The organism is Streptomyces sp. PT12, from assembly GCF_003311645.1.
GTDB lineage: Bacteria > Actinomycetota > Actinomycetes > Streptomycetales > Streptomycetaceae > Streptomyces.
The window spans coordinates 1-22,629 of record NZ_QEST01000163.1 but is presented as its reverse complement, the minus strand read 5'-3'; the positions used below and the strand labels follow the sequence as shown (position 1 = coordinate 22,629).

22 protein-coding genes, 1 pseudogene and 1 riboswitch are annotated in these 22,629 nt (G+C 72.9%); of the genes and pseudogenes, 12 read left to right on the top strand and 11 right to left on the bottom strand.

What is annotated here, in order from left to right; all coding sequences use genetic code 11:
* Positions 1 to 73 precede the first annotated feature (73 nt).
* From DEH69_RS18550 to DEH69_RS18520, 7 genes are all read left to right on the top strand, one after another.
* Positions 74 to 985, top strand: coding sequence for an MIP/aquaporin family protein (locus tag DEH69_RS18550; RefSeq protein ID WP_258534760.1), 912 nt, complete (start codon positions 74 to 76; stop codon positions 983 to 985).
* 405 nt (positions 986 to 1,390) lie between these two features.
* Entirely contained in the window at positions 1,391 to 1,978 is a 588-nt protein-coding gene (locus DEH69_RS18545; RefSeq protein WP_113688105.1) for a TMEM165/GDT1 family protein, read from the top strand.
* 338 nt (positions 1,979 to 2,316) lie between these two features.
* Positions 2,317 to 3,282 (top strand): sugar phosphate isomerase/epimerase, encoded by a 966-nt coding sequence (locus DEH69_RS18540; RefSeq protein WP_113688104.1) that lies wholly within the window; start codon positions 2,317 to 2,319, stop codon positions 3,280 to 3,282.
* A 98-nt stretch (positions 3,283 to 3,380) separates the two neighbouring features.
* Positions 3,381 to 5,510: a PQQ-dependent sugar dehydrogenase gene (locus tag DEH69_RS18535; protein ID WP_113688103.1), complete on the top strand. Its 2,130-nt coding sequence runs from the start codon at positions 3,381 to 3,383 to the stop codon at positions 5,508 to 5,510.
* 64 nt (positions 5,511 to 5,574) lie between these two features.
* Entirely contained in the window at positions 5,575 to 5,799 is a 225-nt protein-coding gene (locus tag DEH69_RS18530; RefSeq protein WP_113688102.1) for a hypothetical protein, read from the top strand.
* Between the two features lie 63 nt (positions 5,800 to 5,862).
* Positions 5,863 to 7,074: a TerD family protein gene (locus tag DEH69_RS18525; RefSeq protein ID WP_113688152.1), complete on the top strand. Its 1,212-nt coding sequence runs from the start codon at positions 5,863 to 5,865 to the stop codon at positions 7,072 to 7,074.
* A gap of 296 nt (positions 7,075 to 7,370) precedes the next feature.
* Positions 7,371 to 10,145 (top strand): BTAD domain-containing putative transcriptional regulator, encoded by a 2,775-nt coding sequence (locus DEH69_RS18520; RefSeq protein WP_113688101.1) that lies wholly within the window; start codon positions 7,371 to 7,373, stop codon positions 10,143 to 10,145.
* Between the two features lie 74 nt (positions 10,146 to 10,219).
* On the opposite strand, the gene DEH69_RS18515 is transcribed toward DEH69_RS18520, so the two are convergent.
* The gene (locus DEH69_RS18515) at positions 10,220 to 10,609 is read right to left on the bottom strand and encodes a hypothetical protein (RefSeq protein ID WP_113688100.1); all 390 of its coding nucleotides are present in this window, start codon (positions 10,607 to 10,609) and stop codon (positions 10,220 to 10,222) included.
* A 145-nt stretch (positions 10,610 to 10,754) separates the two neighbouring features.
* A riboswitch (SAM riboswitch) is annotated at positions 10,755 to 10,871 on the top strand.
* Between the two features lie 16 nt (positions 10,872 to 10,887).
* Here DEH69_RS18515 and DEH69_RS18510 point away from each other — a divergent pair.
* Both DEH69_RS18510 and DEH69_RS18505 read left to right on the top strand, forming a co-directional pair.
* Positions 10,888 to 12,210, top strand: a complete 1,323-nt coding sequence (locus tag DEH69_RS18510) for an aminotransferase class V-fold PLP-dependent enzyme (protein ID WP_113688099.1) — start codon at positions 10,888 to 10,890, stop codon at positions 12,208 to 12,210.
* Between the two features lie 97 nt (positions 12,211 to 12,307).
* Complete coding sequence (locus tag DEH69_RS18505) at positions 12,308 to 12,721, top strand: MarR family winged helix-turn-helix transcriptional regulator (RefSeq protein ID WP_113688151.1); 414 nt, start codon at positions 12,308 to 12,310, stop codon at positions 12,719 to 12,721.
* 58 nt (positions 12,722 to 12,779) lie between these two features.
* Here DEH69_RS18505 and DEH69_RS18500 read toward each other — a convergent pair whose 3' ends face one another.
* Positions 12,780 to 14,090 carry an aspartate aminotransferase family protein gene (locus DEH69_RS18500; protein WP_113688098.1) on the bottom strand — a complete coding sequence of 437 codons (1,311 nt, stop codon included), beginning with the start codon at positions 14,088 to 14,090 and terminating at the stop codon, positions 12,780 to 12,782.
* A gap of 81 nt (positions 14,091 to 14,171) precedes the next feature.
* Between DEH69_RS18500 and DEH69_RS18495 the strand changes: the two genes are divergently transcribed.
* The gene (locus DEH69_RS18495; RefSeq protein ID WP_113688097.1) at positions 14,172 to 15,101 is read left to right on the top strand and encodes a LysR family transcriptional regulator; all 930 of its coding nucleotides are present in this window, start codon (positions 14,172 to 14,174) and stop codon (positions 15,099 to 15,101) included.
* A 100-nt stretch (positions 15,102 to 15,201) separates the two neighbouring features.
* On the opposite strand, the gene rocD is transcribed toward DEH69_RS18495, so the two are convergent.
* The 4 genes and pseudogenes from rocD to DEH69_RS32850 all read right to left on the bottom strand — a co-directional run.
* Complete coding sequence (gene rocD / locus DEH69_RS18490; RefSeq protein WP_113688096.1) at positions 15,202 to 16,473, bottom strand: ornithine--oxo-acid transaminase; 1,272 nt, start codon at positions 16,471 to 16,473, stop codon at positions 15,202 to 15,204.
* A complete protein-coding gene (gene ddaH, locus DEH69_RS18485; RefSeq protein ID WP_113688095.1) occupies positions 16,470 to 17,300 on the bottom strand; it encodes a dimethylargininase in 831 nt (276 codons plus the stop codon). The genes rocD and ddaH overlap by 4 nt, the downstream gene beginning before the upstream one ends.
* Before the next feature lie 85 nt (positions 17,301 to 17,385).
* Positions 17,386 to 17,907, bottom strand: a complete 522-nt coding sequence (locus tag DEH69_RS18480) for an Lrp/AsnC family transcriptional regulator (protein WP_113688094.1) — start codon at positions 17,905 to 17,907, stop codon at positions 17,386 to 17,388.
* Between the two features lie 167 nt (positions 17,908 to 18,074).
* A pseudogene (locus tag DEH69_RS32850) lies at positions 18,075 to 18,391 on the bottom strand (ABC transporter permease subunit); the annotation flags it as partial.
* Positions 18,392 to 18,531: 140 nt separating this feature from the next.
* Here DEH69_RS32850 and DEH69_RS18470 point away from each other — a divergent pair.
* The gene (locus tag DEH69_RS18470; protein WP_113688093.1) at positions 18,532 to 18,876 is read left to right on the top strand and encodes a hypothetical protein; all 345 of its coding nucleotides are present in this window, start codon (positions 18,532 to 18,534) and stop codon (positions 18,874 to 18,876) included.
* 133 nt (positions 18,877 to 19,009) lie between these two features.
* On the opposite strand, the gene DEH69_RS18465 is transcribed toward DEH69_RS18470, so the two are convergent.
* The gene (locus tag DEH69_RS18465) at positions 19,010 to 19,393 is read right to left on the bottom strand and encodes a helix-turn-helix domain-containing protein (protein ID WP_113688092.1); all 384 of its coding nucleotides are present in this window, start codon (positions 19,391 to 19,393) and stop codon (positions 19,010 to 19,012) included.
* 87 nt (positions 19,394 to 19,480) lie between these two features.
* Between DEH69_RS18465 and DEH69_RS18460 the strand changes: the two genes are divergently transcribed.
* Positions 19,481 to 20,128, top strand: a complete 648-nt coding sequence (locus tag DEH69_RS18460) for an NAD(P)-dependent oxidoreductase (protein WP_113688091.1) — start codon at positions 19,481 to 19,483, stop codon at positions 20,126 to 20,128.
* 127 nt (positions 20,129 to 20,255) lie between these two features.
* Here the strand turns inward: DEH69_RS18460 and DEH69_RS18455 are convergent, their stop codons facing one another.
* The 4 genes from DEH69_RS18455 to DEH69_RS18440 form a co-directional block, all read right to left on the bottom strand.
* Entirely contained in the window at positions 20,256 to 20,465 is a 210-nt protein-coding gene (locus DEH69_RS18455; protein ID WP_113688090.1) for a DUF397 domain-containing protein, read from the bottom strand.
* Positions 20,452 to 21,195, bottom strand: coding sequence for a helix-turn-helix transcriptional regulator (locus DEH69_RS18450; RefSeq protein WP_113688089.1), 744 nt, complete (start codon positions 21,193 to 21,195; stop codon positions 20,452 to 20,454). Before DEH69_RS18450 ends, DEH69_RS18455 begins: the two co-directional genes overlap by 14 nt.
* A 476-nt stretch (positions 21,196 to 21,671) precedes the next feature.
* The gene (locus DEH69_RS18445) at positions 21,672 to 21,944 is read right to left on the bottom strand and encodes a hypothetical protein (protein WP_147255683.1); all 273 of its coding nucleotides are present in this window, start codon (positions 21,942 to 21,944) and stop codon (positions 21,672 to 21,674) included.
* Positions 21,941 to 22,273, bottom strand: coding sequence for a hypothetical protein (locus tag DEH69_RS18440; RefSeq protein WP_147255681.1), 333 nt, complete (start codon positions 22,271 to 22,273; stop codon positions 21,941 to 21,943). The genes DEH69_RS18445 and DEH69_RS18440 overlap by 4 nt, the downstream gene beginning before the upstream one ends.
* Between the last annotated feature and the right edge of the window lie 356 nt (positions 22,274 to 22,629).

Here is a 22,629-nt window from a genome sequence, read left to right as displayed (position 1 = left end):
ACGCGGCGCCACGCGCCGTGCGGCGGGCGGCCCCTTGCTTACCTTGCGCAGGAACCCGAGCAAGGAGGGGCCGATGGCCGACCGCAGTGCACCGCCCGCGTCACGCCGACGCGGCTATCCGATGGGGCTCACCGGCGAGATGATCGCCGAATTCCTGGGAACGTTCGTGCTGGTGCTGCTCGGCATCGGGTCGGTGGCGGTCGCCGTCGTCGGCCTGCCGGGCTCAGGTCGGCAGCCCGGCGACTTCACGGCGGCGAACTGGCTGATCATCGCCTGGGGTTGGGGCCTCGGCGTGGTCTTCGGCGTCTATGTGGCCGGTGGCATCAGCGGCGCGCACCTCAACCCCGCGGTGACCCTGGGCCTCGCGGCCAGGCGCCAGTTCCCCTGGCGGAAGATCCCGGCCTACTGGCTCGCCCAGATCATCGGGGCGTTCGCCGCCGCGGCCCTCATCTACGCGTCCTACCGCTGGGCGATCAACGACTTCAACGACAAGGAGCACACCGGCAAGCAGGTGTCGCTGCCGACGTTCTCGATCTTCGCCACCTTCCCCGCCGAGTACATGGGCGACTCCAAGTGGGGGCCGCTGTTCGACCAGATCATCGGCACCGCGATCCTCCTGCTGCTGATCTGCGCGCTGCTCGACAACCGCAACACCGCGCCGCTGTCCAATCTCGCGCCGTATCTGATCGGCCTGGTCGTCGTGGCCATCGCGCTGTCCTACGGCACCAACGCGGGCTATGCGATCAACCCCGCACGCGACTTCGGGCCCCGGCTGTTCACGTTCCTCGCGGGCTGGGGTGATCTCGCCTTCCCCGGCAAGTTCGAGTGGTTCGACTACTACTGGTGGATCCCCATCGTCGGGCCGCTCGCGGGCGCGTTGGTGGGGGTCGCGGTGTACGACCTGCTGATCAGCCCGATCATCAGGGCGCGCGCCGCGGGAGCCGTGGAGGAGGGCCCGGGGGAGCCGCCGACGGCCAACCGCTGACCTTCTCCCCCCGCCTTCCGCCCCCGTCCCCGCGCCCCTGGCCCGCCGCCCGCCCTCTCAACGGGGCGAGCGGCGGGCCAGGGCGTGTCAAGACCCGGATTCGTCGGGGCCCGGATTCGTCGGAGCCCGGATTCGTCGGAGCCCGGTATGACGGGTATGCTCGGCGGCGCGAAGGGGAGTAGTCCCGCGATACCGGTTGGTCGACACGCTGGTGCCCCGCCTCGGCGGGGGACCCGGCCACCGGGCCGTGGCCCGTACGGCCCGCGGTGGACGAGACCTTCGGCCAGGTATGACGCGCCCGCGCCCTTGTGCGGGCGCACCGTCGTGCCGGGCCGAGTGGTCCTCCCCCCACCCATGGCGGGTGAGCGGCGGCGCGGTCCGGCCCTCGCAGAAAGCCACCCGGACATGTCCATCGACCTGCTTGCGGTGCTCACCGCCTTCGGACTGATCTTCCTCGCCGAGCTGCCCGACAAGACCATGTTCGCGTCACTCGCCATGGGCACGCGGATGCGGCCGCTCTACGTGTGGTTCGGAACGTCCACCGCGTTTGCCGTCCATGTCGCGATCGCGGTGGGCGCGGGCAGCCTCATCGGGCTGCTGCCCGACTGGAGCGTGCGGCTCGTCTCCGCCGCGCTCTTCGGCTTCGGCGCGTTCCTGCTGCTGCGCGGCGGGGGCGACGACGAGGACGACGAGGCGGGCGCGCGGAAGGCGGTCACCGGCTTTCTGCCCGTGTTCACCACGGCGTTTACGGCCGTGTTCATCAGCGAGTGGGGCGACCTCACGCAGATCACCACGGCCAACCTCGCGGCCACCAACGGCGCCCTGTCCACCGCGATCGGCTCGGCCGCCGCGCTCATGAGCGTCTCGGCGCTCGCCCTGCTCGTCGGCCGCTTCATCGCCTCGCGGGTGCCGCTGAAGACCGTGCAGCGCATCGGCGGGCTCTGCATGCTCGGCCTGGCGGTCTGGTCGCTCATCGAGGTGTTCGCGGGCTGAGGTCTTCACGGGCTGAGGTCTTCGCGGGCCGGGGTCTTCACGGGCCGAGCCGTCGCCCCGCGAAAACGGAGCGTCACCTTCCGGTGTCACCACGTGCCTTTGTGTCGTCCGGGCCGGGGTTTCGCCGGAAGGTGGCGCACTTTCTCTTGACGGCGGTCAAAGTCCTTTCTACGTTGTGCGCCATGACAGGCGCGGTCTTGGAAGCCTGTCCCCGGAGTCGACACAGATCCCCCTCCTCTCCTCTCTCCCCTTCCACGCCCTGAGCCCTCCCTGTCGCGCGACGGCGCGGCGCGGCGCGGGCGTGCCACTCACGACCGCACAACTGACTGGAGCCGCCCATGTGTTACGGCATCTCGAACGAAAGGGCCCTGGCCGAGGCGCGCGCCCATCACGGCCCGGGAAGACGGTCGCTGCTGCGCGGCGCCGTCATCGGGGCGTTCGGCGCCGCGGCGCTCGGCGCGGGCGGGGCGGCCTCCGCCCAGGCCACGCCGCGCGGCCGCGGCGGCTGGGGCCGCGTGCTCGTGCCGCCGGGGCGCATAAGCGTCCAGCTCTACACGCTGCGCGCCGACTTGAACGGCGAGATCGGGTTCGACGCCACACTGCGTGAGCTGTCCGACCTTGGCTATCCCAGGGTCGAGCAGGCGCTCGGCTACTTCGGGCGCAGCGCCGCCGAGCTCAAGGACTTCTACGACGACCTGGACATCAGCTGCACCTCGAGCCACGACGGGATCAGCGCCGACGAGGCTGCCCTGAAGACCAAGCTGCGCAACGCCAGGACGCTGCGCCAGTCCTATGTCAACGTCCCGTACCTCAGCTCGCCCGACAAGGACCAGTGGAAGATCTGGGCCGAGCAGATGAACCGCGAGGCGGCGGCCGCGCGCCGGTTCGGCCTGCGCTACGGCTACCACAACCACGCCCACGAGTTCACGACCGACCTCGGGAACGGCGTCACTCCTTGGGATGTGTTCATGGCCGAACTCGACCCGCGCCTGGTCCACTTGGAGATCGACATCTACTGGGCGGTCACCGCTGGCATCGAGTCGGGCGACGGTGTGGACGACCCCGAGCAGTACACCATCGACGTGATCCGCTCCTCCCCGCTCGACGTGCTCCAGTACCACGTCAAGGACCGGGACCCCGTCACCGGCGACATGGCCGACTGCGGCACCGGGATGATCGACTTCCCGCGCATCTTCAAGGCACACAAGGTGCGCGAGTACATCGTCGAGAACGACACCCCTGACGTGACGCCGATCCAGTCGGCCGAGGTCGGCATCGGCTATCTGCGCGGCCTGAGGTACTGACGCGGCCGACGGCCCTCCGGGGCCCGGCGTTCCGCACCCTGCGCGGCCGCCAGCGGCGGCTGCCCGCGTCCTCATCGCACCACCAGGAAAGAGTCGCCATGCGCACCACCTCCACCTTCGCCATCGTCGCGCTCGCGGCGACGGCGCTGTTGGCCGCGTCCGTGCCAGCGGTCGCCCACGAAGAAGGGCCGGAGCACCACGCCCCGGCCGAGTCGGACTTCCAGAAGGTCATCCTCAACGACACGCCAGGCGAGCCCATCGACTTCGTCGTCCTGCCGGACGAGCGCGTGCTGCACACCACCCGCGACGGCCAGGTCTGGCTCAATGACCCCGACACCGGCCTCAACTCCCTCGCCGCCGAGCTGGATGTCTACCAGCACGACGAGGAGGGTCTCCAGAGCATCGCCGTTGACCCGGGCTTCAACGGCCGTTCCAACAGCTGGATCTACCTCTACTACGCGCCCACCCTGGACACCCCGTTGGACGACCCGGCGACGCCCGACGTCAACGAGGGTGACGCGCCGTTCACGGGCGACCCCGAGGACTTCGAGCCGTTCGAGGGCGTCACGCGGCTGTCCAGGTTCAAGCTGCGGGGCGACGAGATCGACCTGTCGACCGAGCAGCGGATCCTCGATGTGGAGGCCGACCGCGGCATCTGCTGCCACGTGGGCGGCGACATCGCGTTCGACGGGGACGGCAACCTGTATCTGGCGACGGGCGACGACACCAACCCGTTCGAGTCGGACGGCTACACGCCCATCGACGAACGGGCCGACAGCAACCCGGCCTTCGACGCGCAGCGGACCTCGGCCAACACGAACGACCTGCGCGGCAAGGTGCTGCGCATCCGCGTCGAGCGCGACGGCTCGTACTCGATCCCGCGCGGCAACCTCTTCCGCCCCGGCACCCCGGACGCGCGGCCCGAGATCTATCTGATGGGGCTGCGCAACCCGTTCCGCATCGAGTACAACCGGCAGGCCGAGCAGCTGTACGTCGCCGACTACTCCCCCGACGCCGGTGACCCCGACCCCGAGCGCGGGCCCAACGGCCACGGCAAGTGGCTGAGCGCCGAGGAGCCGGGGAACTACGGCTGGCCCTACTGCGCCACGCCGGATCTCCCTTATCGCGACTACGACTTCGGCACGGGGGAGTCGGGCGACGCGTTCGACTGCGCCGCGCCCGTCAACGAGTCGCGGCACAACACGGGGCTCACCGAGCTGCCTCCGGTGGAGCAGCCGCAGATCTGGTACCCGGGCGACGCGTCGGCCGAGTTCCCCGAGCTGGGCACGGGCGGCGTGGGCCCGATGGCGGGGCCCGCGTACGACTACGACCGGCGCGCGGCCAGCGGCCCCCGCCCGGTGGCCTGGCCCCGCGAGTACGACGGCATCCCGCTGTTCTACGAGTGGACCCGCAACTGGATCAAGGGAGTTGAGCTGGACCGCCACGGCAACCTGGAGGGCATCAGGGACGTGCTGCCCTCGATGGAGCTCTCCGGGACGATCGACATGGAGTTCGGCCCCAACGGCGCGCTCTACATCCTGGACTACGGAGCCGGGTACTTCGCGGAGAACCCCGACGCGATGCTCGCCCGCATCGACTACGTGGGCCCCCGGGGCAACAAGTCCCCGGTGCCCGTGGCCTCGGCCGACGTCCTGGGCGGCCAGGCACCGCTCCAGGTGGCGTTCTCCAGCGAGGGCACGACCGACCCCGAGGGCGACCGGCTGCGCTACGCCTGGGACTTCGACTCCGACGGCCGGGTGGACTCCACCGAGCCCAACCCCACGTTCACCTACGAGGAGAACGGCGCCCACACCGCGAGCCTGCGGGTGACCGACGTGGGCGGCCGCGACCGGGGCCGCTCGGCCTCGGCCGAGGTGAAGATCGTGGTGGGCAATGAGGTGCCCGTGGTGGAGTTCGTGACCCCGTCGGACGGCGACGAGTTCGCGTTCGGCGACACGATCCCGTTCGAGGTGTCGGTGACCGACGACCAGGAGGTGGACTGCTCGCGGGTGACGGTGACCTACATCGTGGGCCATGACACCCACGGCCACCCGCAGACCTCGGCCTCGGGCTGCACGGGCACGATTGGGACGACCGTGCCGGGCGGGCACGACCCCGGCGAGGACAACCTGCGGGGCGTGTTCAACGCCTCCTACACCGACCCCGGTGTGGACGGCCTGCCCCCGCTGACCGGCAGCGCCGAGGTGGTCCTGACCCCGACGCACTGACCGGCCCCGGCGAGAATCCGGGTACCCCCCGCCGCCCCGGCCCCGCGCACCGCGCGGAGCCGGGGTGAGCGCGCTCGGCCGCGCGGTGCGCGGCCCGGGCGGGGCCGCGGCGGCGGCCGTCGCGCTGGCGATCCCGACGGTCCGGTTCCGGCGCGGCGCGCGCCTGCCCGCGTGGGTGGGGGCCCTGACCGCCGCGACGAACGGCGTGGAACGCGCCCTGTCCGCCGAGGTGACAGCTGGGGTGACAGCGGAGGTGACGGCCGAGGTGACAGCGGAGCCGCCCGGCTGAGGCTGTCCGTCCTGGCCCGTGGCGGAACGCCGGAGCCGACGTACGGTGGTGCCCATGACGACCATGACGCCAGGCTCCAACCTCCCCCTGCCCGCCGCCCGGGTCGCCGTCGAGGTGTCCGCCGCCAAGCCGCTCGATGTGTCGGGGCTGCTGGTGACGGCCGCGGGAAAGGTGCGCTCGGACGACGACTTCATCTTCTACAACCAGCCCCAGGGCCCCGGCGTCACCCACGGGCCCGCCTCCCCGACGACGCCCGACAGCGTCACGGTGCGGACCGCGGACGTCCCGCCGGACATCGACAAGGTCGTGGTCACCGCGAGCCTGGGCGAGCCGGGCGCCACGTTCGCCGGGACCGAGCCGACCGCCGTGGTGCGGGACGCGGACAGCGGCGCGGTGCTCGCGACGTTCACCCCGCCGTCGCTGAGCGTCGAGACGGCGCTCGTGGTCGTCGAGGTCTACCGGCGGCAGGGCGCGTGGAAGGTGCGCGCCGTGGGGCAGGGCTACGCCGAGGGCCTTGCGGGCATCGCCACGGACTTCGGCGTGACGGTCGACGAGGAGCCCGCGCCGCCGCCCGTGGCGCCCCCCGCGCCGCTGGCCCCTCCGGTGGCCCCTCCGGTTGCCGCGCCGGTTGCCGCGCCGGTGGCGGCCCCGCCCGCGCCCCCCGCCGCTCCTCCCGTGCCGCCGCCGGGCGGCGGCGTGATCAACCTGGACAAGGGGCGCGTCACCCTCGCCAAGAACCAGTCGGTGTCCCTGGTCAAGTCGGGCCGCCCGCCGTTGACCTCGGTGCGGATGGGCCTGGGCTGGGAGCCCGCGTACCGGGGCCGCGGCATCGACCTCGACGCCTCGGTGATCGCGTTCGACGCGCGCCGGGGCAAGCTCGCGACGTGCTGGTTCATGAAGAAGAGCATCTTCGGAGGCGCGATCGAGCACTCGGGCGACAACCTCACGGGCGAGGGCGCGGGCGACGACGAGGTGATCACCGTGGACCTCGGCCGCCTGCCCGCCGAGGTGACGGGCCTGGTCTTCGTGGTGAACTCGTTCACGGGCCAGAAGTTCAACGAGGTGGCCAAGGCGTACTGCCGCCTGCTGGAAGGCCGTTCGGGCGAGAACGAGCTGGTGCGCTACGACCTGACCCACTCCGAGCCGCGCACGGGCGTCATCCTGTGCAAGCTGGTCCGGCAGTTCTCCGGCGAGTGGCACATGACGGCGGTCGGCGAATTCGCCGACGGCAAGACGGTGCGGGCGATGGCCAAGCCCTCGGCGGCGATCCTCTGAGCCCTCGGGGCGCGGGTGCGCGGGTGCGCCGGACGGCTCGGTGCCGTCCGGCCCCCTCTCAGTGCCCCGGCGTCGCCGGTGGCGCGAACTCCCATGCGGTGCTGCGGTCGACCATCTGAAACCCCCCACTTCCCGGCGTCTTCGTCGCTTGACCACCACGGTGCGCCCCGACTCGTGGGCGAACCTTGGGAGAGTCTTGAATCCGCTGGTCAGTCCTTGTCCGAGAGGGGGTGGGAGGGCTATCAAGGGGCGTCATCCGGGTGCCGGATCCGGGTCGTTGTTCGCGAGGGGCCACCATGAGGACCGAGTTCGCCCTGCTTGGGGCCGTCGAGGCGACCGTCGACGGGCGGCTCGTCGACCTCGGGCACGCCAGGCAGCGCTGGACGCTCGCGGCGCTGCTCGTGGACGTGGGGCGGCCCGTTCCCCTCGACGAGCTCGTCGCGCGGCTGTGGGGCGGCCGCGCGCCGCAGCGCGCCGAGGGCACGCTGTACAGCTATCTGTCGCGGCTGCGGCGGGTGTTGGCGCCGGGCGGCGACGTGGCGATCGGCCGGGGCCCCGGCGGCTATGTGCTCGACGCTGAGCCGACGGCGGTCGACCTGCACCGCTTCAGGGCGCTGACCGGGCGGGCGCGGGCGGCCGATGGCGTGGAGGAGCGGGCCGCGCCGCTTCAGGAGGCGCTGGGGCTGTGGCGAGGCGAGGCGCAGGCGTTACCTGACACGCCGTGGTTCGGCGCGCTGCGCGGCACGCTGGAACGGGAGCGGCTCGCCGCCGAACTCGACCTGGGTGACGCCCTGTTGGGCCTTGGCCGGGACGAGGAGGCGCTGGCGCGGCTGGCCCCGCACGGCGAGCGGCACCCGCTGGACGAGCGGCTTGCCGGGCAGCTGATGCTGGCCCTGCACCGCGTCGGGCGTGGCGCGGAGGCGCTGGAGCGCTACGAGCGGCTGCGGCGGCGCCTGGCCGACGAGCTGGGCGCGGACCCGGGCGACGCGCTGCGGCGGCTGCACCGGCGGATGCTGGCCGACGACCCCGGCCTCGCCACGCCGACCGTCCGGATGCGCGGCATCCCGCTGCGCCCCCTGGTGCCACGCCAACTCCCGGCGTCGACTGCCCTGTTCACCGGGCGCGAGCGGGAGCTCGCCCAGCTGGACGACGCGCTGGCGCACGGCGGGGTCGCGGCGATCGGCGGGGCGGGCGGCGTCGGCAAGACCTGGCTCGCGCTGCGGTGGGCCCACGCGAACCAGGCGCGTTTCCCCGACGGCCAGCTCTACGCCGACCTGCGCGGCTTCCACCCCACGAGCGAGCCGGTCGACCCGGAGACGGCGGTGCGGGGGTTCCTCGCCGCGCTGGGCGTCGACGCGTCGGCCGTGCCGCCCGAACGGGAGGCGCGCGTCGGGCTGTTCCGCAGCCTCACCGCGGGGCGGCGCATGCTGATCGTGCTGGACGACGCGCGCGACAGCGAGCAGGTCGCGCCGCTGCTGCCAGGCAGCCCCGGCTGCGCCGCCCTGGTCACGGGCCGCCACCGGCTGACGGCCCTGGCCACCGCGCACGGCGCACGCCTGGTGACCCTGGATGTGCTGCCGCCGCCCGAGGCACGGCAGTTGCTCGGTCGGCACCTCGGCGCGGGGCGCGTCGCGGCCGAGCCCGAGACGGCGGCCGAGCTGCTGGAGCGGTGCGCGGGGCTGCCGTTGGCGATCGGGCTGCTCGCCGCCCGCGCCGCGGGCCAGCCGGACGCGCCGCTGTCCGCGCTCGCGGAGCAGCTGAGGGAGGCGGGGGCGGATCTCGACGCGCTGGACGGCGAGGAGTTGAACGCCGGTCTGCGGTCGGTTCTGGCCACATCCCACCGCGCCCTCGACCCCGGCACGGCGCGGGCGTTCGCGCTGCTCGGCCTGGCCCCAGGCCCTGATGTGGGGCCGACCGCGGCGGCGGCGCTGCCCGACGATGAGCCGGGGGCGGCGCGGGCGGCCCTGCGGCGCCTGGAGGCCGCGCACCTCATCTCCCCACAGGCGGGCGGCCGTTACCGCATGCACGACCTGACAAGGCGCTACGCGGCCGAGCGCGCCGCACAACTCCCTTCCGCGTCGCGGGAGTCGGCGGTGCGGCGGCTGGTGGCGGCGTATCTGTACGCGGCGTACCGGGTGGATCAGCTGCTGTTCCCCTCGCGGGTGCCGTTCGCCGTCGACCCGCCCGATGGCGTGCCGGTGCCGTCGCTGCCGGAGAACGCGGGGGCGGCGCTCGCGTGGTTCGACGCGGAACACGAGGCGCTGCTCGCCGTGCAGGGCGCGGCGCTGCGCCGGGGCTGGCACGAGGAGGCGTGGCGGCTGGCGTGGGTGCTTGACACCTACCATCTGCGGCGGGCCAGCACCCGCGAGCACATCGCCGCGTGGACGGCGGGGCTCACGGGCGGCGAACGCCTTGGCGACCCGGTGGCGCAGGGCCAGGCGTGCGGGCGTCTTGGCGGGGCGCGGCTGGTCGCGGGCGAGGTGGACGAGGCGCTGCGGCTCCAGCACCGGGCGCTCGCGATCTTCGACCGGATGGGCGACCCGAGGCACAGGGGCGATGTGCACCGGGCGATCGCTCACGCGCACGAGCTGCGCGGGGACGACCGCGAGGCGCTGGCCCACGCGTCGCGCGCCCTCGAACTCGCCCGCGAGGAGGGCGCGGAGCCGCGGCGGCTCGCGTACGCGCTCAACGCGGTCGGCTGGTACGAGGCGCGGCTCGGGCGACCAGAGCGGGCCAGGGCGCACTGCGACGAGGCGGTGGCGCTGCTGCGGCCCGAGGGCGATGTGGCGGGCCTGGCCGCGGTGTTGAGCAGCCTCGGCCTTGTCGCCCAGCACACGGGCGACCCGGTGGCGGCCGTGGAGCACTACAGGGAGTCGGTGGAGCTGAACCTCGGCCCGCTCGGCCATCCGCGGCTCGCCGCCGACACGCTGGTCGATCTCGCGGAAGCCTACGAGGAGTTGGGCCAGGCCGCGCGGGCGAGGGAGGCCAGGCGGCGGGCGTTGGAGCTGTTCTCGGTCCAGCGAAGGGCGCGGGAGGCGGAGCGGGTGCGGGCGCTGCTGGGCACGGGGTGAGCCGCGCGGTGGGGCCGCGGGGCCCTTCCGCGCCCGGGGGTGGTGGGCGCGGAAGGGCGGTCCCGGGGTCGGGGCTACGGGAGGGTGGTGGTGGACGCCCCGGGGGTGGCGGCGGGGGCCTGCTCGACCGGGGCGTTCGCGGGGCGGAACTGGACGCCGAGCGAAGGATCGCTGCTGAAGCCGGAGTTGGGCCGCACCTCGGTGCCGACGGGGTGCGAGCAGCCGCCGTCGGCGTACAACTCAGCGACGAACACGGTGTTGTTGAAGCCCAGGCTCACCGGCTTGTCGGGGCTCTCCAGCTCGTAGCACTGGTAGGTCATGGGGTCCTCGATGGACCCCTCGTTGCCCCCTGGCAGGCTGTAGCGGAAGATGCCGGTCTCCGCCTGTGCGGTGGCGGCGGGTCCCGCGATGGCCACGAGGGCGGCGGCGGCGGCCGCCGCCCCCGCGAGGTGTCGTACGCGCATGGGTTGTCCTCTCGGTCGAGGCGTTGATGATCGCTCGCTCCACTACCCACCGCAACTGATCGAATGCGCACCGTACTTCCATCGCGTGACCGTCTTCCTCCCGGGGGGTGGCGCGGCGGACGAGGTGTGACAGAATGGCTGCCAAGGTCACGAGTGACAGCAGTTGAGGGCCCCGGCCCGCTGTCCGGCAACCCTCCTCCGCGGTGGGGTGCCCCGGGTGATGACCGGGCCGCGGGCGTAGGGTCCGTGGCAAGCGCGGATCAGGGAGTAGCCCCGCCATGGCCCAGGCCCCTTGTGTCAGTGTGTCCACCGCCGTCGACGTGCCCGCCGACGCGCCCGCCGCCCTCGCGGCGTCTCCCGACGTCCCGCTGCCGGTGCTCGGCGCGGATGTCCTGGTGCCGCTCGCGAGCGGCGGGCAGATCGACTACGCGGCGCTCGACTGCGCCGCCAGCGCCCCGGCGGCGCGGGCGGTGTGGGACGAGGTCGCCGCGTTCGCGCCCCACTACGCGGGCGTGCACCGGGGGGCGGGCCATCTGTCCCTGCGCGCCACGGAGTTGTTCGAACGCAGCAGGGCCGAGGTCGCGGCGTTCCTCGGCTGCCGCCCGGGGGACCAGGTGGTGTTCACGCGCTCCACGACCGACTCGCTGAACCTGCTCGCGGGCGCGCTGCCCGAGGGGACGCGGGTCTTCGCGTTCGGCAGCGAGCACCACGCGCTGCTGCTGCCGTGGCGCCGCCACCCGTTGACATGCCTGCCCGTGCCCCGCTCCGCCGATGAGGCGGTGCGGGCCGCCGATGAGGCGCTGGCCGCGCGCCCCGCGGGGACGCCCGCGCTGCTGTGCGTGACGGGCGCCTCGAACGTGACGGGCGAGCTGTGGCCGGTGCGCGAGCTGGCCGCCGCCGCGCGGCGGCACGGCGCCCGCGTGGTGCTCGACGCGGCGCAGCTGGCGCCCCATCGGGCGGTGGATCTGGGCGAGTTGGACGTGGACTGGGTGGCGTTCTCGGGCCACAAGCTGTACGCGCCGTTCGGCTCGGGCGTGCTGGCGGGGCGCGGCGACTGGCTGAGCGAGGCCGAGCCGTATCTGGCGGGCGGCGGCGCGACCCGCGTGGTAACGCGCGCGCCCGACGGGCGCCTCTCGGTCGAGTGGGCCAGGGACGAGGCGCGGCACGAGGCGGGCTCCCCCAATGTCATCGGCGCGCTGGCCGTCGCGGCGGCGTGCCGGGCGCTGACCGCGGTGGGCTTCGACGCGATCGAGGCGCACGAGCGGCGGCTGCTCGGCGTGGTGCGCGCGGGTCTGGCCTCGGCGCCGGGGGTGCGGGAGCTTTCGGTGTTCGGGCCCGGCGCCGACCGGGTCGCGGTGGTGTCGTTCACCGTGGCGGGGCGCGAAGCGGCCGAGGTGGCACGGGAGTTGTCGGAAGGGTATGGCATCGGGGTGCGGGCGGGGATGTTCTGCGCGCAGCCGCTGGTGCGGCAGCTGCTCGGCGCCGAGGCGGAGGCGGGCTGCGAGGGCCCCGAGGCGGCGGTGCGGGTGAGCTTCGGCGCGGGGACGCCGCTGGCGCACGCGGAACGCCTGGTCGTGGCCGTTCGCGAGCTGGCGGCGTGAGCGCGTGCGGTAGCGTGGGCGCGTTCCGGGTGTGCGGAGGGTGGTCGCGTTGGGCGGTGGGCCGGACGAGCTGAGCAGCGACGACGCGGTGCGGGCGATGCTGCTGCTGATGCCGAGGGTCGCGGCGCGGATCAAGCGGGTCGCGCTGCCCGAGCGGCTGAAGTCGTTCAACCTCGCGCCGCGCCACCTGTCGCTGCTGGCCTATCTCCTCTTCGACGGCCCCCAGCAGGTGGGGCAGCTCGCGGCGCGCCTTGAGGTCGCGCCGACCACGGTGAGCCTGATGGTGAGCGATCTCAGCAGGCAGGGGGTGCTTGAGCGGCACCCCGACCCGGGGGACGGGCGCCGCACGATCGTGACGCTCAGCGGCGACCCGGAGACCAGGGCCGCGATCGAGGGCTGGCTGGCCAACGGCGCCGAGGCGTGGCGCACGGCGTTCGCGACGCTGTCTCCCGCGGAACGCGCCATGTTCGTGGCGACGATGCGACGCTACGAGGGTGCCTCCGGCGGTTGAGGGGCTTTTCGGCTATCGGCGGACGGCGGGCAGGAGGGCGTCAAGACCTTGGCCGCCCTTAGCCGGTCGTCACCGATTCGATCGCCGTGTCCAGGATGTCGAGTCCCGCGTGCAGCTCCGTCTCGCTCACCGTGAGCGGTGGTGCGATGCGGAAGACGCCGCCCATGCCGGGGAGCTGGACGATGTTGACGTGCAGGCCGCGTTCGAGGCACGCGCGGGTGACGGCCTGGCCGATCGCGTCGGCCGGTGCCTTGCTACGCCGGTCGGTGACCAGCTCGATCCCCTGGAGCAGGCCGCGCCCTCGCACGTCGCCGACGATGTCGTGGCGGTCGCGGAGCTCGTGGAGGCGGGCGCTGAGCTGCCGCCCGAGCGACGCCGCGCGGGCGACGAGCCCTTCGCGCCTGATCACCCGCAGCACCGTCGCCCCGACCGTCGCCGCGAGCGGGTCGGACACATGGGTCGTGAAGAACAGGAAGCCCCGCTCGTGGCACACCCGCTCGATGCGCTCCCCGGTGAGCACCGCCGCCACGGGCAGCCCCGCGCCGAGCGTCTTGGAGAGCGTCAGCAGGTCGGGAACGACGCCGTCGCGCTCGAAGGCGTACATCGTCCCGGTGCGGCCAAGGCCGGTCTGCGCCTCGTCGAGGATGAGCAACATGCCGCGTTCGTCGCACAGTTCGCGCAGCCTGGCCAGATATCCCGGCGGCAGCTCGATGATGCCGCCCGAGGACAGGATGGGCTCGACGAGGCACGCGGCCAGGCTCCCCGCCGACTGCCGGTCGATCAGCTCGAAGCCGTATCGCAGCTCGGCCTCCCAGTCGTGCGAGCCGTCGGGCGCGCGGAACGGCGAGCGGTAGGCGTTGGGCGTCGGCAGCGTGAAGTTCCCCGGGGTGGGCGGGCCGTAGCCCCGGCGCCCCGCCGAGAACGTCGCCGAGGCCGCGCCCTGGCTCATGCCGTGCCAGGAGCGGTCGAACGACACGATCTCGTAACGCCCCGTGTAGAGCTTGGCGAGCTTGATCGCCGCCTCGTTCGACTCCGCGCCGGTGCTCACCAACAGCATCTTTCCCAACTCGGGGGGCAGGGTGGCGGCGAGCGCGGCGGCCAGGTCGACGACGGGGCGGCTGAGCATGCCGCTGTACAGGTGGTCGAGCGTTCCGACCGCCGTCGAGACCGCCGCGACGACGTCCGGGTGCGCATGGCCGAGGATCGCGCTCATCTGCCCCGACGTGAAGTCGAGGATCGGCTCGCCCGCCTCGTCGTACACATACGACCCCGCGGCGCGCTCGATGACGCGCGGGCTGAAGGGCGCGCCGTAGCGGACCAGCAGGCGGTCGGCGTCTTCCCAGAACGTCGTGTCCACACGCACCACCATCGCGCCCACGATCGTCAGTGACAAGCGGAAGAAAGCGTTGGAACGTTCGGTGTCGCCTGATAGTTGTAGCCTGAGCGGAACATGCTGAACTCACATAGGCTCGCGATCCTTCAGGCCGTGCTCGCGGCGGGCTCGATCAACGCCGCCGCCCGCAATCTGACCTACTCCCCCGCGACGATCAGCCAGCACATGGCGGCCCTGGCGAAGGAGACGGGCCTGGTGCTGTTCGAGCGGGACGGGCGCGGGATCGCGCCGACCGACGCGGCGCTCCACCTGGCCGAGCAGGCGCGCCCGCTGCTCGCCGACTTCGCGCGCCTCGAACGCACGGTCGCCGACCTGCGCGCGGGCCAGGCCGAACGGCTTGCGATCGCTTGCTTCGCGTCAGCGGCCGAGGAGTTGATCCCCGAGGTGGTGCGCGGCGTGCGCGCGATCCGGCCGAACATCACGGTGGAGGTCAGCCTCAACGAGCCGGTCGACGGGCGGGGCCGTCGGCAGCCCGACCTCGACATCCGCACCGAGCCAGCGGACGGCGCGGAGATCCGCCTCGACGGCTATCGGCGCCATGAGCTGCTGACCGAGGAGTTGCTTGCGATCGTTCCCGCGGCGCATCCCCTCGCGGACGCGCGTGAGATCGCGCTCGGGGAGTTGCGCACGCAACCGTGGATCGACCACGACATCTACGACAGCCCCATCGGGCAGATCATCAGGGGCGCCTGCGCCGCCGCGGGGTTCGCCCCGCGCCATGTCGCCAGGCTCGACGACCACCACGCGGCGCTCAGCCTGGTGGGCGCGGGCATCGGCATCACCGTTCTGCCGCGCCTCGCGGCGCGGGACCTGCCCGCCACCGTCGTCGCCAGGCCCCTGACGCGCCCCGGGGTCCTCAGGCGCGTCGTCCTGCACGCACGCTCGCACCCCCACCGCGACGCCCTGATCACGGCGGCCGCCGCGCTCGTGCGCGCGGCCGCGGAGCGCTGGTCGGGAACGCCACAGCGGAGCGAACGGGGCGGGTGAGGCGCCGCGAGGGCGACGGGAGAGCGTTCTCCCGTCGCCCTCGGCGCCCCCGTTGCCCCCCGTCTCAGCCCCCCCGTTGCCCCCGTTCCCGGCCCCCGTCTCAGCCCGCGCCCAGCACCGCACCGAGGCGGGAGAGCGCCCACTCAAGCTCCTCGCGCGTGATCGTCAGCGGCGGGGCCAGGCGGAGGGTGGAGCCATGGGTGTCCTTGACCAGGACGCCCTCCTCCATCAGCCGCTCGCTGATCTCGCGCCCCGTGCCGATCGCCGGGTCCACGTCGACGCCCGCCCACAGGCCACGGCTGCGGAACGCCACCACGCCCCGCCCCGCAAGCGCCGCGAGCCCTTCCCTCAGGACCGCCCCGAGCTCGGCGGCCCTGCGCTGGAACTCCCCCGTGCGCAACAGGTCGATCACGGCCGAACCGACCGCCGCGGCAAGGGGGTTGCCGCCGAACGTCGAGCCGTGCTGGCCCGGGTGCAGCACGCCGAGCACGTCGCGCCTGGCGACCACGGCGGAGACGGGGACGATGCCGCCGCCCAGCGCCTTGCCGAGCAGCAGGACATCGGGCCGCACGCCCTCGTGGTCGACGGCCAGGGTCGTTCCGGTGCGGCCGAGCCCCGACTGGATCTCGTCGGCGATGAAGAGGGCGTTCGCCCGCGTGGTCAGCTCGCGGACGCCGGTGAGGTAGCCGTCGTCGGGGATGATGACGCCCGCCTCGCCCTGGATGGGCTCGATCAGCACGGCCGCCGTCGTCTCGTCCACCGCGGCCTCGATGGCGGCCAGGTCGTTGAACGGCACGACGCGGAAGCCCGGCGCGTAGGGGCCGAAGCCGTCGCGGGCCACGGGGTCGGTGGAGAAGCCGACGACGGTGGTGGTGCGGCCGTGGAAGTTGTCGGCGGCGACCACGATGGTCGCCTGGTCGGGCGCCACGCCCTTGACGTCGTAGGCCCACTTCCTCGCGACCTTGATGCCGCTCTCGACCGCCTCGGCGCCGGTGTTCATCGGCAGGGTCATGTCGAGCCCGGTCAGCTCGGCCAGGCCCTCGGCGAAGCTCGCGAGGCGGGCGTTGTGAAACGCGCGGCTGGTGAGCGTCAGCTCATCCAGCTGCCGGTGCGCGGCCTCGATGAGCGCGGGGTGGCGGTGACCGAAGTTGAGCGCGGAGTAGCCAGCCAGCATGTCCAGGTAACGGCGGCCCTCGACGTCCTCCATCCACACGCCCCGCGCGCCCGCGACGACGACGGGCAGCGGGTGGTAGTTGTGCGCGAGAACGCCGGACTCGGCCTTGATCAGCTCGGCCGACGAACGGGTCTCGGCGGAACGGGTCCCCGCGGGCGCGGCGGAACGGGCCTCGGCGTCGGTGGTCGAAGAGGTCATGGCCGGATCTCCTGGGTGCAGCACTTGATGCCGCCGCCCGCCTTGCGCAGCTCGGACAGGTCGACGGGCACGGGGACGTAGCCGTGGCGGGCGAGCTGGCCCGCCAGGTCTTCGGCCTGGGCGGCGATGAAGACATGGCGGCCGTCGGACACGGAGTTGAGGCCGAACGCCAGCGCGTCGGCCCTGGTCGCGATGACCGCATCGGGGAAGAGCCGTTCGAGCACCGCGCGGCTCCCGGGCGAGAACGCCTCGGGGTAGTAGGCGATGTTGGCCCGGCCCCCGTCGAGGCCGTCGTCGAGCGCGAACAGCGCGGTGTCGAGGTGGTAGAACAGCGGGTCGGTCAGGTGCAGGGTGACCGTCGGCACGCCGAAGAACTCCTGCACCTCGTGGTGGGCACCCACCTGGGTGCGGAACCCGGTGCCCGCGAGCAGGTGGGGCCCGACGGGGACGAGGTCGCCCTCCCCCTCGCACACGCCCTCGGGCTCGTGGACGTCGAAGCCCGCGTCCTTGAACCACAGCTCGTACGCCGCCGACTCGGGCTGGCGCTGCGGGGCGCTGAAGCGGGAGCCGAAGACGCGGCCGCCGAGGACGAGGGCCGCGTTGGCGGCGAACACCATGTCGGGCAGCCCCGGCACCGGGGTGATCGTCTCCACGGTGTGGCCGTGGTCGCGGTAGGTCCGCACGAGGGTGGCCCACTGGTCGCGGGCCAGCTCGGGATCGACGGGGGCGTGCTCGTCCATCCAGGGGTTGATGGAGTACCGGACGTCGAAGTACCGAGGCTCACAGGTGAGGTAGCGCCGAAGGCGCCTCGCGCGCGTGGCAGGCATACCGTCAACGGTAGAAAGCCACCCAACCGGCCGACAAGAAATCTCGCTTGCGTGGACGCGCAGCGATGTTGCGTCGTTCGGGCCCTCAGTGGCGATTCGTTTCGCCGCCCCGGCGGCTCGGGGCGGTGGGCGAGGTGGGGCTGGCGGCGGCCTCGGGGCTGCCCGCGAGGAGGTGTGACAGAACGATCACGCTGATGGTCTTCCGAATGAACGGTTCGGCGCGGATCCGTTCGAGAACTTCCTCGAAGTGCTGGATCCCGGTCGCCCTGATGTGGAGCAACGCGTCGGCACCCCCCGTGACGGTCATGGCGGCGGTGATCTCGGGGTAGTCCCGCACGACATCGGCCAGGCGCCGGGGCGGGGCAGCGCTGTCGCAGTAGACCTCGACATACGCCTCGGTGCCCCAGCCGAGGGCCTCCGGGCTGACCATCGTGGTGAACCCCGTGATCACCTCCGCCTCCTTCAGCCGGTCCACGCGCCGCTTCACGGCGGGCGCGGAGAGCCCGATCTCGGCCCCGATCTCGGCGAAGCTGGTCCGCGCGTTGGCGATCAACGCGGCGATGATCTTCCGATCCAGCTCGTCGAGCGCCGGGGGATGACTGGTCATGGTGAGCCCTTCGCACGGAGATCGGCTGGCCCGATCGGCGGGCCTGCCCACCACCGATGATGCCCGCCCGCGAGGGACGACGACGCGCCGGTGCGCCGACCACCCAGCTCACCAGGCACGCCAGCCCCGACGGAGAAACGGGTCCGCCAGCGCAGCGCTCACCGCGCTCAGCCCCTGACGGCCCCCCGCGTGATCCCGCCCACGATCTGGCGGCCGAGGATCACAAACATCACCAGCAGCGGCAGCGTGCCCAGGAGGGCGCCCGCCGTGATCGGGGACGCGTCGCGGACGCGGCCCGCGCCGAGCCGCGTCAGGGCGACGGGACCGTGGGGTTCTCCATGTCGAGGGCGATGAACGGCCGGAGGAAGCCGTTCCACGCCCGCACGAACGTGATCATGAACAGCGCCGCCATCACCGGGCGCGCGACCGGCAGGACGACGCTCCGGAAGATCCGCGGCGAGCGCGCCCCGTCCACGCGCCCCGCCACACGAACCCGCCCCGCACCAGCGTGCGCCAGCCTGTGGAGGAAATCAGCCGCAGCATCACGGAGTCGCTGCTCCAGGAGATCACCCACCGCGGTACGGGCCGGGGCGCAGGCCGGGACGAGGAGGATGGTAAGGATCCATGAGCGCGAACGATCCGCGCATCCACGTCGAGACGAAGGCGCTCCGCAACGGGGCCGCTGTCCGGGACCTGCTGGCATCCACGTTCGGCCTCGTCGGCGACCTGCCGAGCGTCGTTACCTCCGGGTGCGGGCTGCGGGTGCCATATGCGATGACCTCGCCGCGCCCCGACCGCGTCACAGGCCTCGCCTGCCGCGAGCACGCGCAGCGCGAGCACCTGCGCTTCGCCGAGCAGGTGGAACGCCTGAGCCTCATGCCGGGATCGACGATCAGCCCCGCCGACGGGAAGCTCGCCGCCGACCGGCACCGCGACCTCGCGCGGAAGTTCTCCGACACGGAGGGCTGAGGCCGGGCGTGCGCAGTGCCAGGGGAGCCTTTCCTGGCGAGGCGACGCGCGTCCCCTGGCGCGGCTGGACTTCCAGGCAAGGGAATCCGGAGCGCCCACCGCGGCGGGTATCCCCCGCCTCGCCCGGAAGGGCTCAATCCTCGCGGTCATAGGCTTTCTGCGACGCCGACACGTCGCCGAGGTGCGCGATCGACCACTCCTCCAGCGCGCGCAGCGGCTCACGCAGGGTGCGGCCCGCCTCGGTGAGCGCGTACTCGACGCGGACCGGGACCTCGGGGTGGACGGTGCGGCTCACGATCCCGTCCCGTTCGAGCCCGCGGAGGGTCTGGGTGAGCATCTTCTGCGAGATGCCCTCGACGCGTCGGCGCAGCTCCGAGAAGCGGGCGCTGCCGTCCGAGAGGGCACCCACGATGAGCACCGTCCAACGGTCGCCGATGCGGTCCAAGATGCGGCGGGTCGGGCAGTCCGCGCGGTAGGGGCTGCCGCGGAGCACCGACGCGGCCTGAGTGGTTACCACAAAGTGCCTTCTTCCTGATGGAGAGCTGCGCTCTTACGGTAATCGCAGCGCGTCGTACGACGCCATCCGTCCGCAGAAAGGCACCTCGTGTCCCGCATCACCGTCATCGGCGGCACCGGCTATGCCGGTTCGGCCATCGTCGCGGAGGCCGCTGGTCGCGGCCATCAGGTCACCGCGCTCAGCCGCTCGCTCCCCGACGCGCCCCTCCCGAACGTGACCTATGTCCCAGGCGACGCCACCGACGAAGCAACGCTCGCGGCACCCATCGAGGGCGCGGACGTCGTCGTGGGCGCGCTCGCCCCGCGCGGCCCACTGGCCAGCACCTACCGCGACGTCTACCGCGCCATCGCGCGTCTGGCCGATGCCGCGGGCGTGCCCCTGTACGTCGTCGGCGGCTACTCGTCGCTGCGCCCCGCGCCAGGGGCGGATCGCTTCGTCACCGACCTCAGCCACATCCCCGCGGAACTGCACGACGAGATCCGCGCCGGGGCGGCGCTCATCATCGATGATTTCCCGGCCACGCCCGCGACGCTCGACTGGGTCTTTGTGAGCCCGGCGCTCAGGTTCGGCGCACACATGCCCGGCGAACGACTCGGCCGGTATCGGCTCGGCGACGACGTCGCGGTTCAGCCCGAGGACGGCGGCGCGATCTCCGCCGCTGACTACGCCCTCGGGTTCGTCGACCTGATCGAGAAGGGCGACCACCACAGGGCACACGTCAACGTCGGCCACTGACGCCCCGCAAGCGCGGCGCGAGACGGTCCCACGTCCTCGCCCGGCCCGTCCAGCGGCGCCGCACCCGGGTCGCCCCGCAGCCACCCCCGCCCGCGCAACCCCAGGGCGGCGGGCGGGGGTTGCTCGTCTACACGCCGAACTCGCCGTCGGCCACGGCCGCGACAAACGCCCGCCAGCCCTCGCGCGAGCTCACGAGGACGGGGCTGCTCCGCCGCTTGCTGTCCCGCGTGCCGACCGCGCCACCGAGGTGCGCGACCTCGACGCAGTCGATGTTCCCGTTGCTGTAGCTCAACTTGAACCACTGGGTGGCGTCGTGCGGAAGCTCAACTGTGCTCATAGTTCCCTGCCTGTTCAGCGATGCCGTGGCCGTTGAGCGGGAACCGCAGGATGCAGAACGACCCGGAGAGCGGGCCCCGGTGAGCCCCGGCGTCCGTCGGGATCACCCGGATGGCCACGTTGTCCCGCGTGGAGACCTCGGCCAGGTGGCGCAGCTGACCCGCCATCACGGTGCCCGCGCCGACCGGCCGCCGCAACAGCGCCTCATCCAGCACCACCCGCAGCCAGGGCCGGGCAGTCACCCGGGTGACCAGGCTCTGCCGCGCCATCCTCAGCCGCACCCGGCGCTCAATCTCCTCCTCGCCCGCGTCCCGGTGAGCCGCCCGGATGATGATCCGCGCATACTCCTCCATCTGGAACAGCCCGGGCACCACGTGCCCTTGGTAGAGGGAGATCCGGGAGGCGGCGCCCTCCAGGCTGCCGAAGACATCGAACCCCTCCGGGATCACGTCGCCGAAGCTGTGCCACCAGCCCCGGGCCTTGCTCTCCCTCGCCAGACCCATCAGCGCCTCGGTGGTCTCCTTCGAGGCGCCGTAGATCCCGCACATGGACTGGACGTCATGGCCGCGCATCGAGGTGAGCGCCGACTCGATCCGCCACGTCTTCGCCTCCGACCATTCCAGCTTCCGAGCCGCCAGCTTGAGGGTGAGCCGCGCGTCGGTACGCGACTCCCGCAGGTGCCGCCCGAGCTGGCGCCTCGGAACGGTCGACCCCGGCGTCACTTCCCCCATGAAAAGTCCTTCCCTCATTCAATGTCGTACTCGTCTCGTTGAACACCAGACGTGGATGGTCGTCTGGCCGCCCGCCCCCACTTCCTGGCGTGCACCCGAGGGCGGGCGGCGTGGCCCGGCACCCCAGGCAGTAGGTGCCGGGCCGGACGCCCCCTGGGGCGCCCGCGAGGGGAATCGAGCGCCGCAAGGGGGCGGACCGCCCAGGACCGCCCGGGCGGGGCGGAGCCCCTGCCACCGTCCAGGCCGCACCCGTCCCCAGCGGGACGCGGCCTCACGCACACGGCGGCAGGGGGGATCAGAGGTGGCCGCTCGCGGTCGGCCAGGTGCGGTGGACGGGTTGCTGGCCTGCCCGCGGTTGAGCCCGGTGGGGGCCCCGGCTGTTGGAGGCTCGCCGCAACGTGGCTGCGTCAAGCCAGCGTCAAGCCTCGGGGGCCGCTCGCCCCGGTGTTCAACGGGCTCGGAGTCGTCTGCCTCCGCTACCGCGCGGTGCGCTGGTGGCGTGTTGCCGCGTAGCGTCTGGGGCGGGGTGGGAGGAAGCCGGGGAGCTGGGAGATGTGGCGGCTGGCCCATAGGACGGTGAAGCAGCCCATGTGGAACGTCTCGCCTCCGTGGAAGCGCAGGAGTTTGCCACCGCTGGCGAGTGCGCTCATGTCGCACACGGTGTAGGGCCGTCCTCCGACGACCAGTTGGTCGCCGACCCTGACCGTGGCGGCGGTGATCTCGATCGCGACCATTCCGGTGGGGTTCATCGCGTCATCACCGCCAGGGCGATGACGATGACGAGGGCGCATCCCACGACGACCTGGGCGACGATCTCCGCCTGGGTGGGTGGGGGTGGGCGGAGGGCTGTCTCCCAGAAGGAGCGGGGCCGTAAGCCGGGCGGGTCGGCGCGCCAGACGGTGAGGGTGGTGCGGTGGGACATGACGAACAGGGCACCCGAGGTGAGCCCCAGCCTGACCCCGCCGTGGACGCGAGTGCGCGTCAAGACCTTGAAGTGGCACTCGCCGATGGTCAGCACGTCCCCGGTGAGGACCGACGCCGGGGTCACCTCGACGCGGCGCACATCGGTCGCGGGCATCGCCGCGTGTCGCTTCCGCGGGCGCTCGTCGTGCCGGTGGGACGGGGGCCAGAAGAGGAATGGCCAGAAGATGGCGGACTCCGGAAGGTCATCGTGATGGACAAGGACTGACCGCACGCCCCGGTCGTGACCAGGACGGGGCGGGCGGGTGCCCCGGGGCGCGCAGAGGAGGAAGCGACTCCGGGAATGTCCGCCCGGTCCTGGGCCGGGCGGGCCTGGGCCCGCTGCCACCCGGGCCGCGCACCTTCCCCGGCGGGGCGGCATCACGGGTGACAGCAAGGGGCAGGGGCGGTGGTGCGGATGCTCGGCCAGATGCGCCGGGCGGTCGCGTTCGATCTCATCCGCCCGCGCCATGG

Excerpts from the sequence above, each read along its gene's own strand:
- rocD (WP_113688096.1), bottom strand. The coding sequence starts at position 16,473 with ATGACCTCTTCGACCACCGACGCCGAGGCCCGTTCCGCCGCGCCCGCG.
- DEH69_RS18525 (WP_113688152.1), top strand. The coding sequence starts at position 5,863 with ATGACGCCAGGCTCCAACCTCCCCCTGCCCGCCGCCCGGGTCGCCGTC.
- DEH69_RS18440 (WP_147255681.1), bottom strand. The coding sequence starts at position 22,273 with ATGCCCGCGACCGATGTGCGCCGCGTCGAGGTGACCCCGGCGTCGGTC.
- DEH69_RS18470 (WP_113688093.1), top strand. The coding sequence starts at position 18,532 with ATGAGCGCGAACGATCCGCGCATCCACGTCGAGACGAAGGCGCTCCGC.
- DEH69_RS18450 (WP_113688089.1), bottom strand. The coding sequence starts at position 21,195 with ATGGGGGAAGTGACGCCGGGGTCGACCGTTCCGAGGCGCCAGCTCGGG.
- DEH69_RS18535 (WP_113688103.1), top strand. The coding sequence starts at position 3,381 with ATGCGCACCACCTCCACCTTCGCCATCGTCGCGCTCGCGGCGACGGCG.
- DEH69_RS18545 (WP_113688105.1), top strand. The coding sequence starts at position 1,391 with ATGTCCATCGACCTGCTTGCGGTGCTCACCGCCTTCGGACTGATCTTC.
- DEH69_RS18540 (WP_113688104.1), top strand. The coding sequence starts at position 2,317 with ATGTGTTACGGCATCTCGAACGAAAGGGCCCTGGCCGAGGCGCGCGCC.
- DEH69_RS18495 (WP_113688097.1), top strand. The coding sequence starts at position 14,172 with ATGCTGAACTCACATAGGCTCGCGATCCTTCAGGCCGTGCTCGCGGCG.
- DEH69_RS18445 (WP_147255683.1), bottom strand. The coding sequence starts at position 21,944 with ATGAACCCCACCGGAATGGTCGCGATCGAGATCACCGCCGCCACGGTC.
- ddaH (WP_113688095.1), bottom strand. The coding sequence starts at position 17,300 with ATGCCTGCCACGCGCGCGAGGCGCCTTCGGCGCTACCTCACCTGTGAG.
- DEH69_RS18520 (WP_113688101.1), top strand. The coding sequence starts at position 7,371 with ATGAGGACCGAGTTCGCCCTGCTTGGGGCCGTCGAGGCGACCGTCGAC.
- DEH69_RS18550 (WP_258534760.1), top strand. The coding sequence starts at position 74 with ATGGCCGACCGCAGTGCACCGCCCGCGTCACGCCGACGCGGCTATCCG.
- DEH69_RS18500 (WP_113688098.1), bottom strand. The coding sequence starts at position 14,090 with ATGGTGGTGCGTGTGGACACGACGTTCTGGGAAGACGCCGACCGCCTG.
- DEH69_RS18510 (WP_113688099.1), top strand. The coding sequence starts at position 10,888 with ATGGCCCAGGCCCCTTGTGTCAGTGTGTCCACCGCCGTCGACGTGCCC.
- DEH69_RS18515 (WP_113688100.1), bottom strand. The coding sequence starts at position 10,609 with ATGCGCGTACGACACCTCGCGGGGGCGGCGGCCGCCGCCGCCGCCCTC.
- DEH69_RS18480 (WP_113688094.1), bottom strand. The coding sequence starts at position 17,907 with ATGACCAGTCATCCCCCGGCGCTCGACGAGCTGGATCGGAAGATCATC.
- DEH69_RS18505 (WP_113688151.1), top strand. The coding sequence starts at position 12,308 with ATGCTGCTGCTGATGCCGAGGGTCGCGGCGCGGATCAAGCGGGTCGCG.
- DEH69_RS18455 (WP_113688090.1), bottom strand. The coding sequence starts at position 20,465 with ATGAGCACAGTTGAGCTTCCGCACGACGCCACCCAGTGGTTCAAGTTG.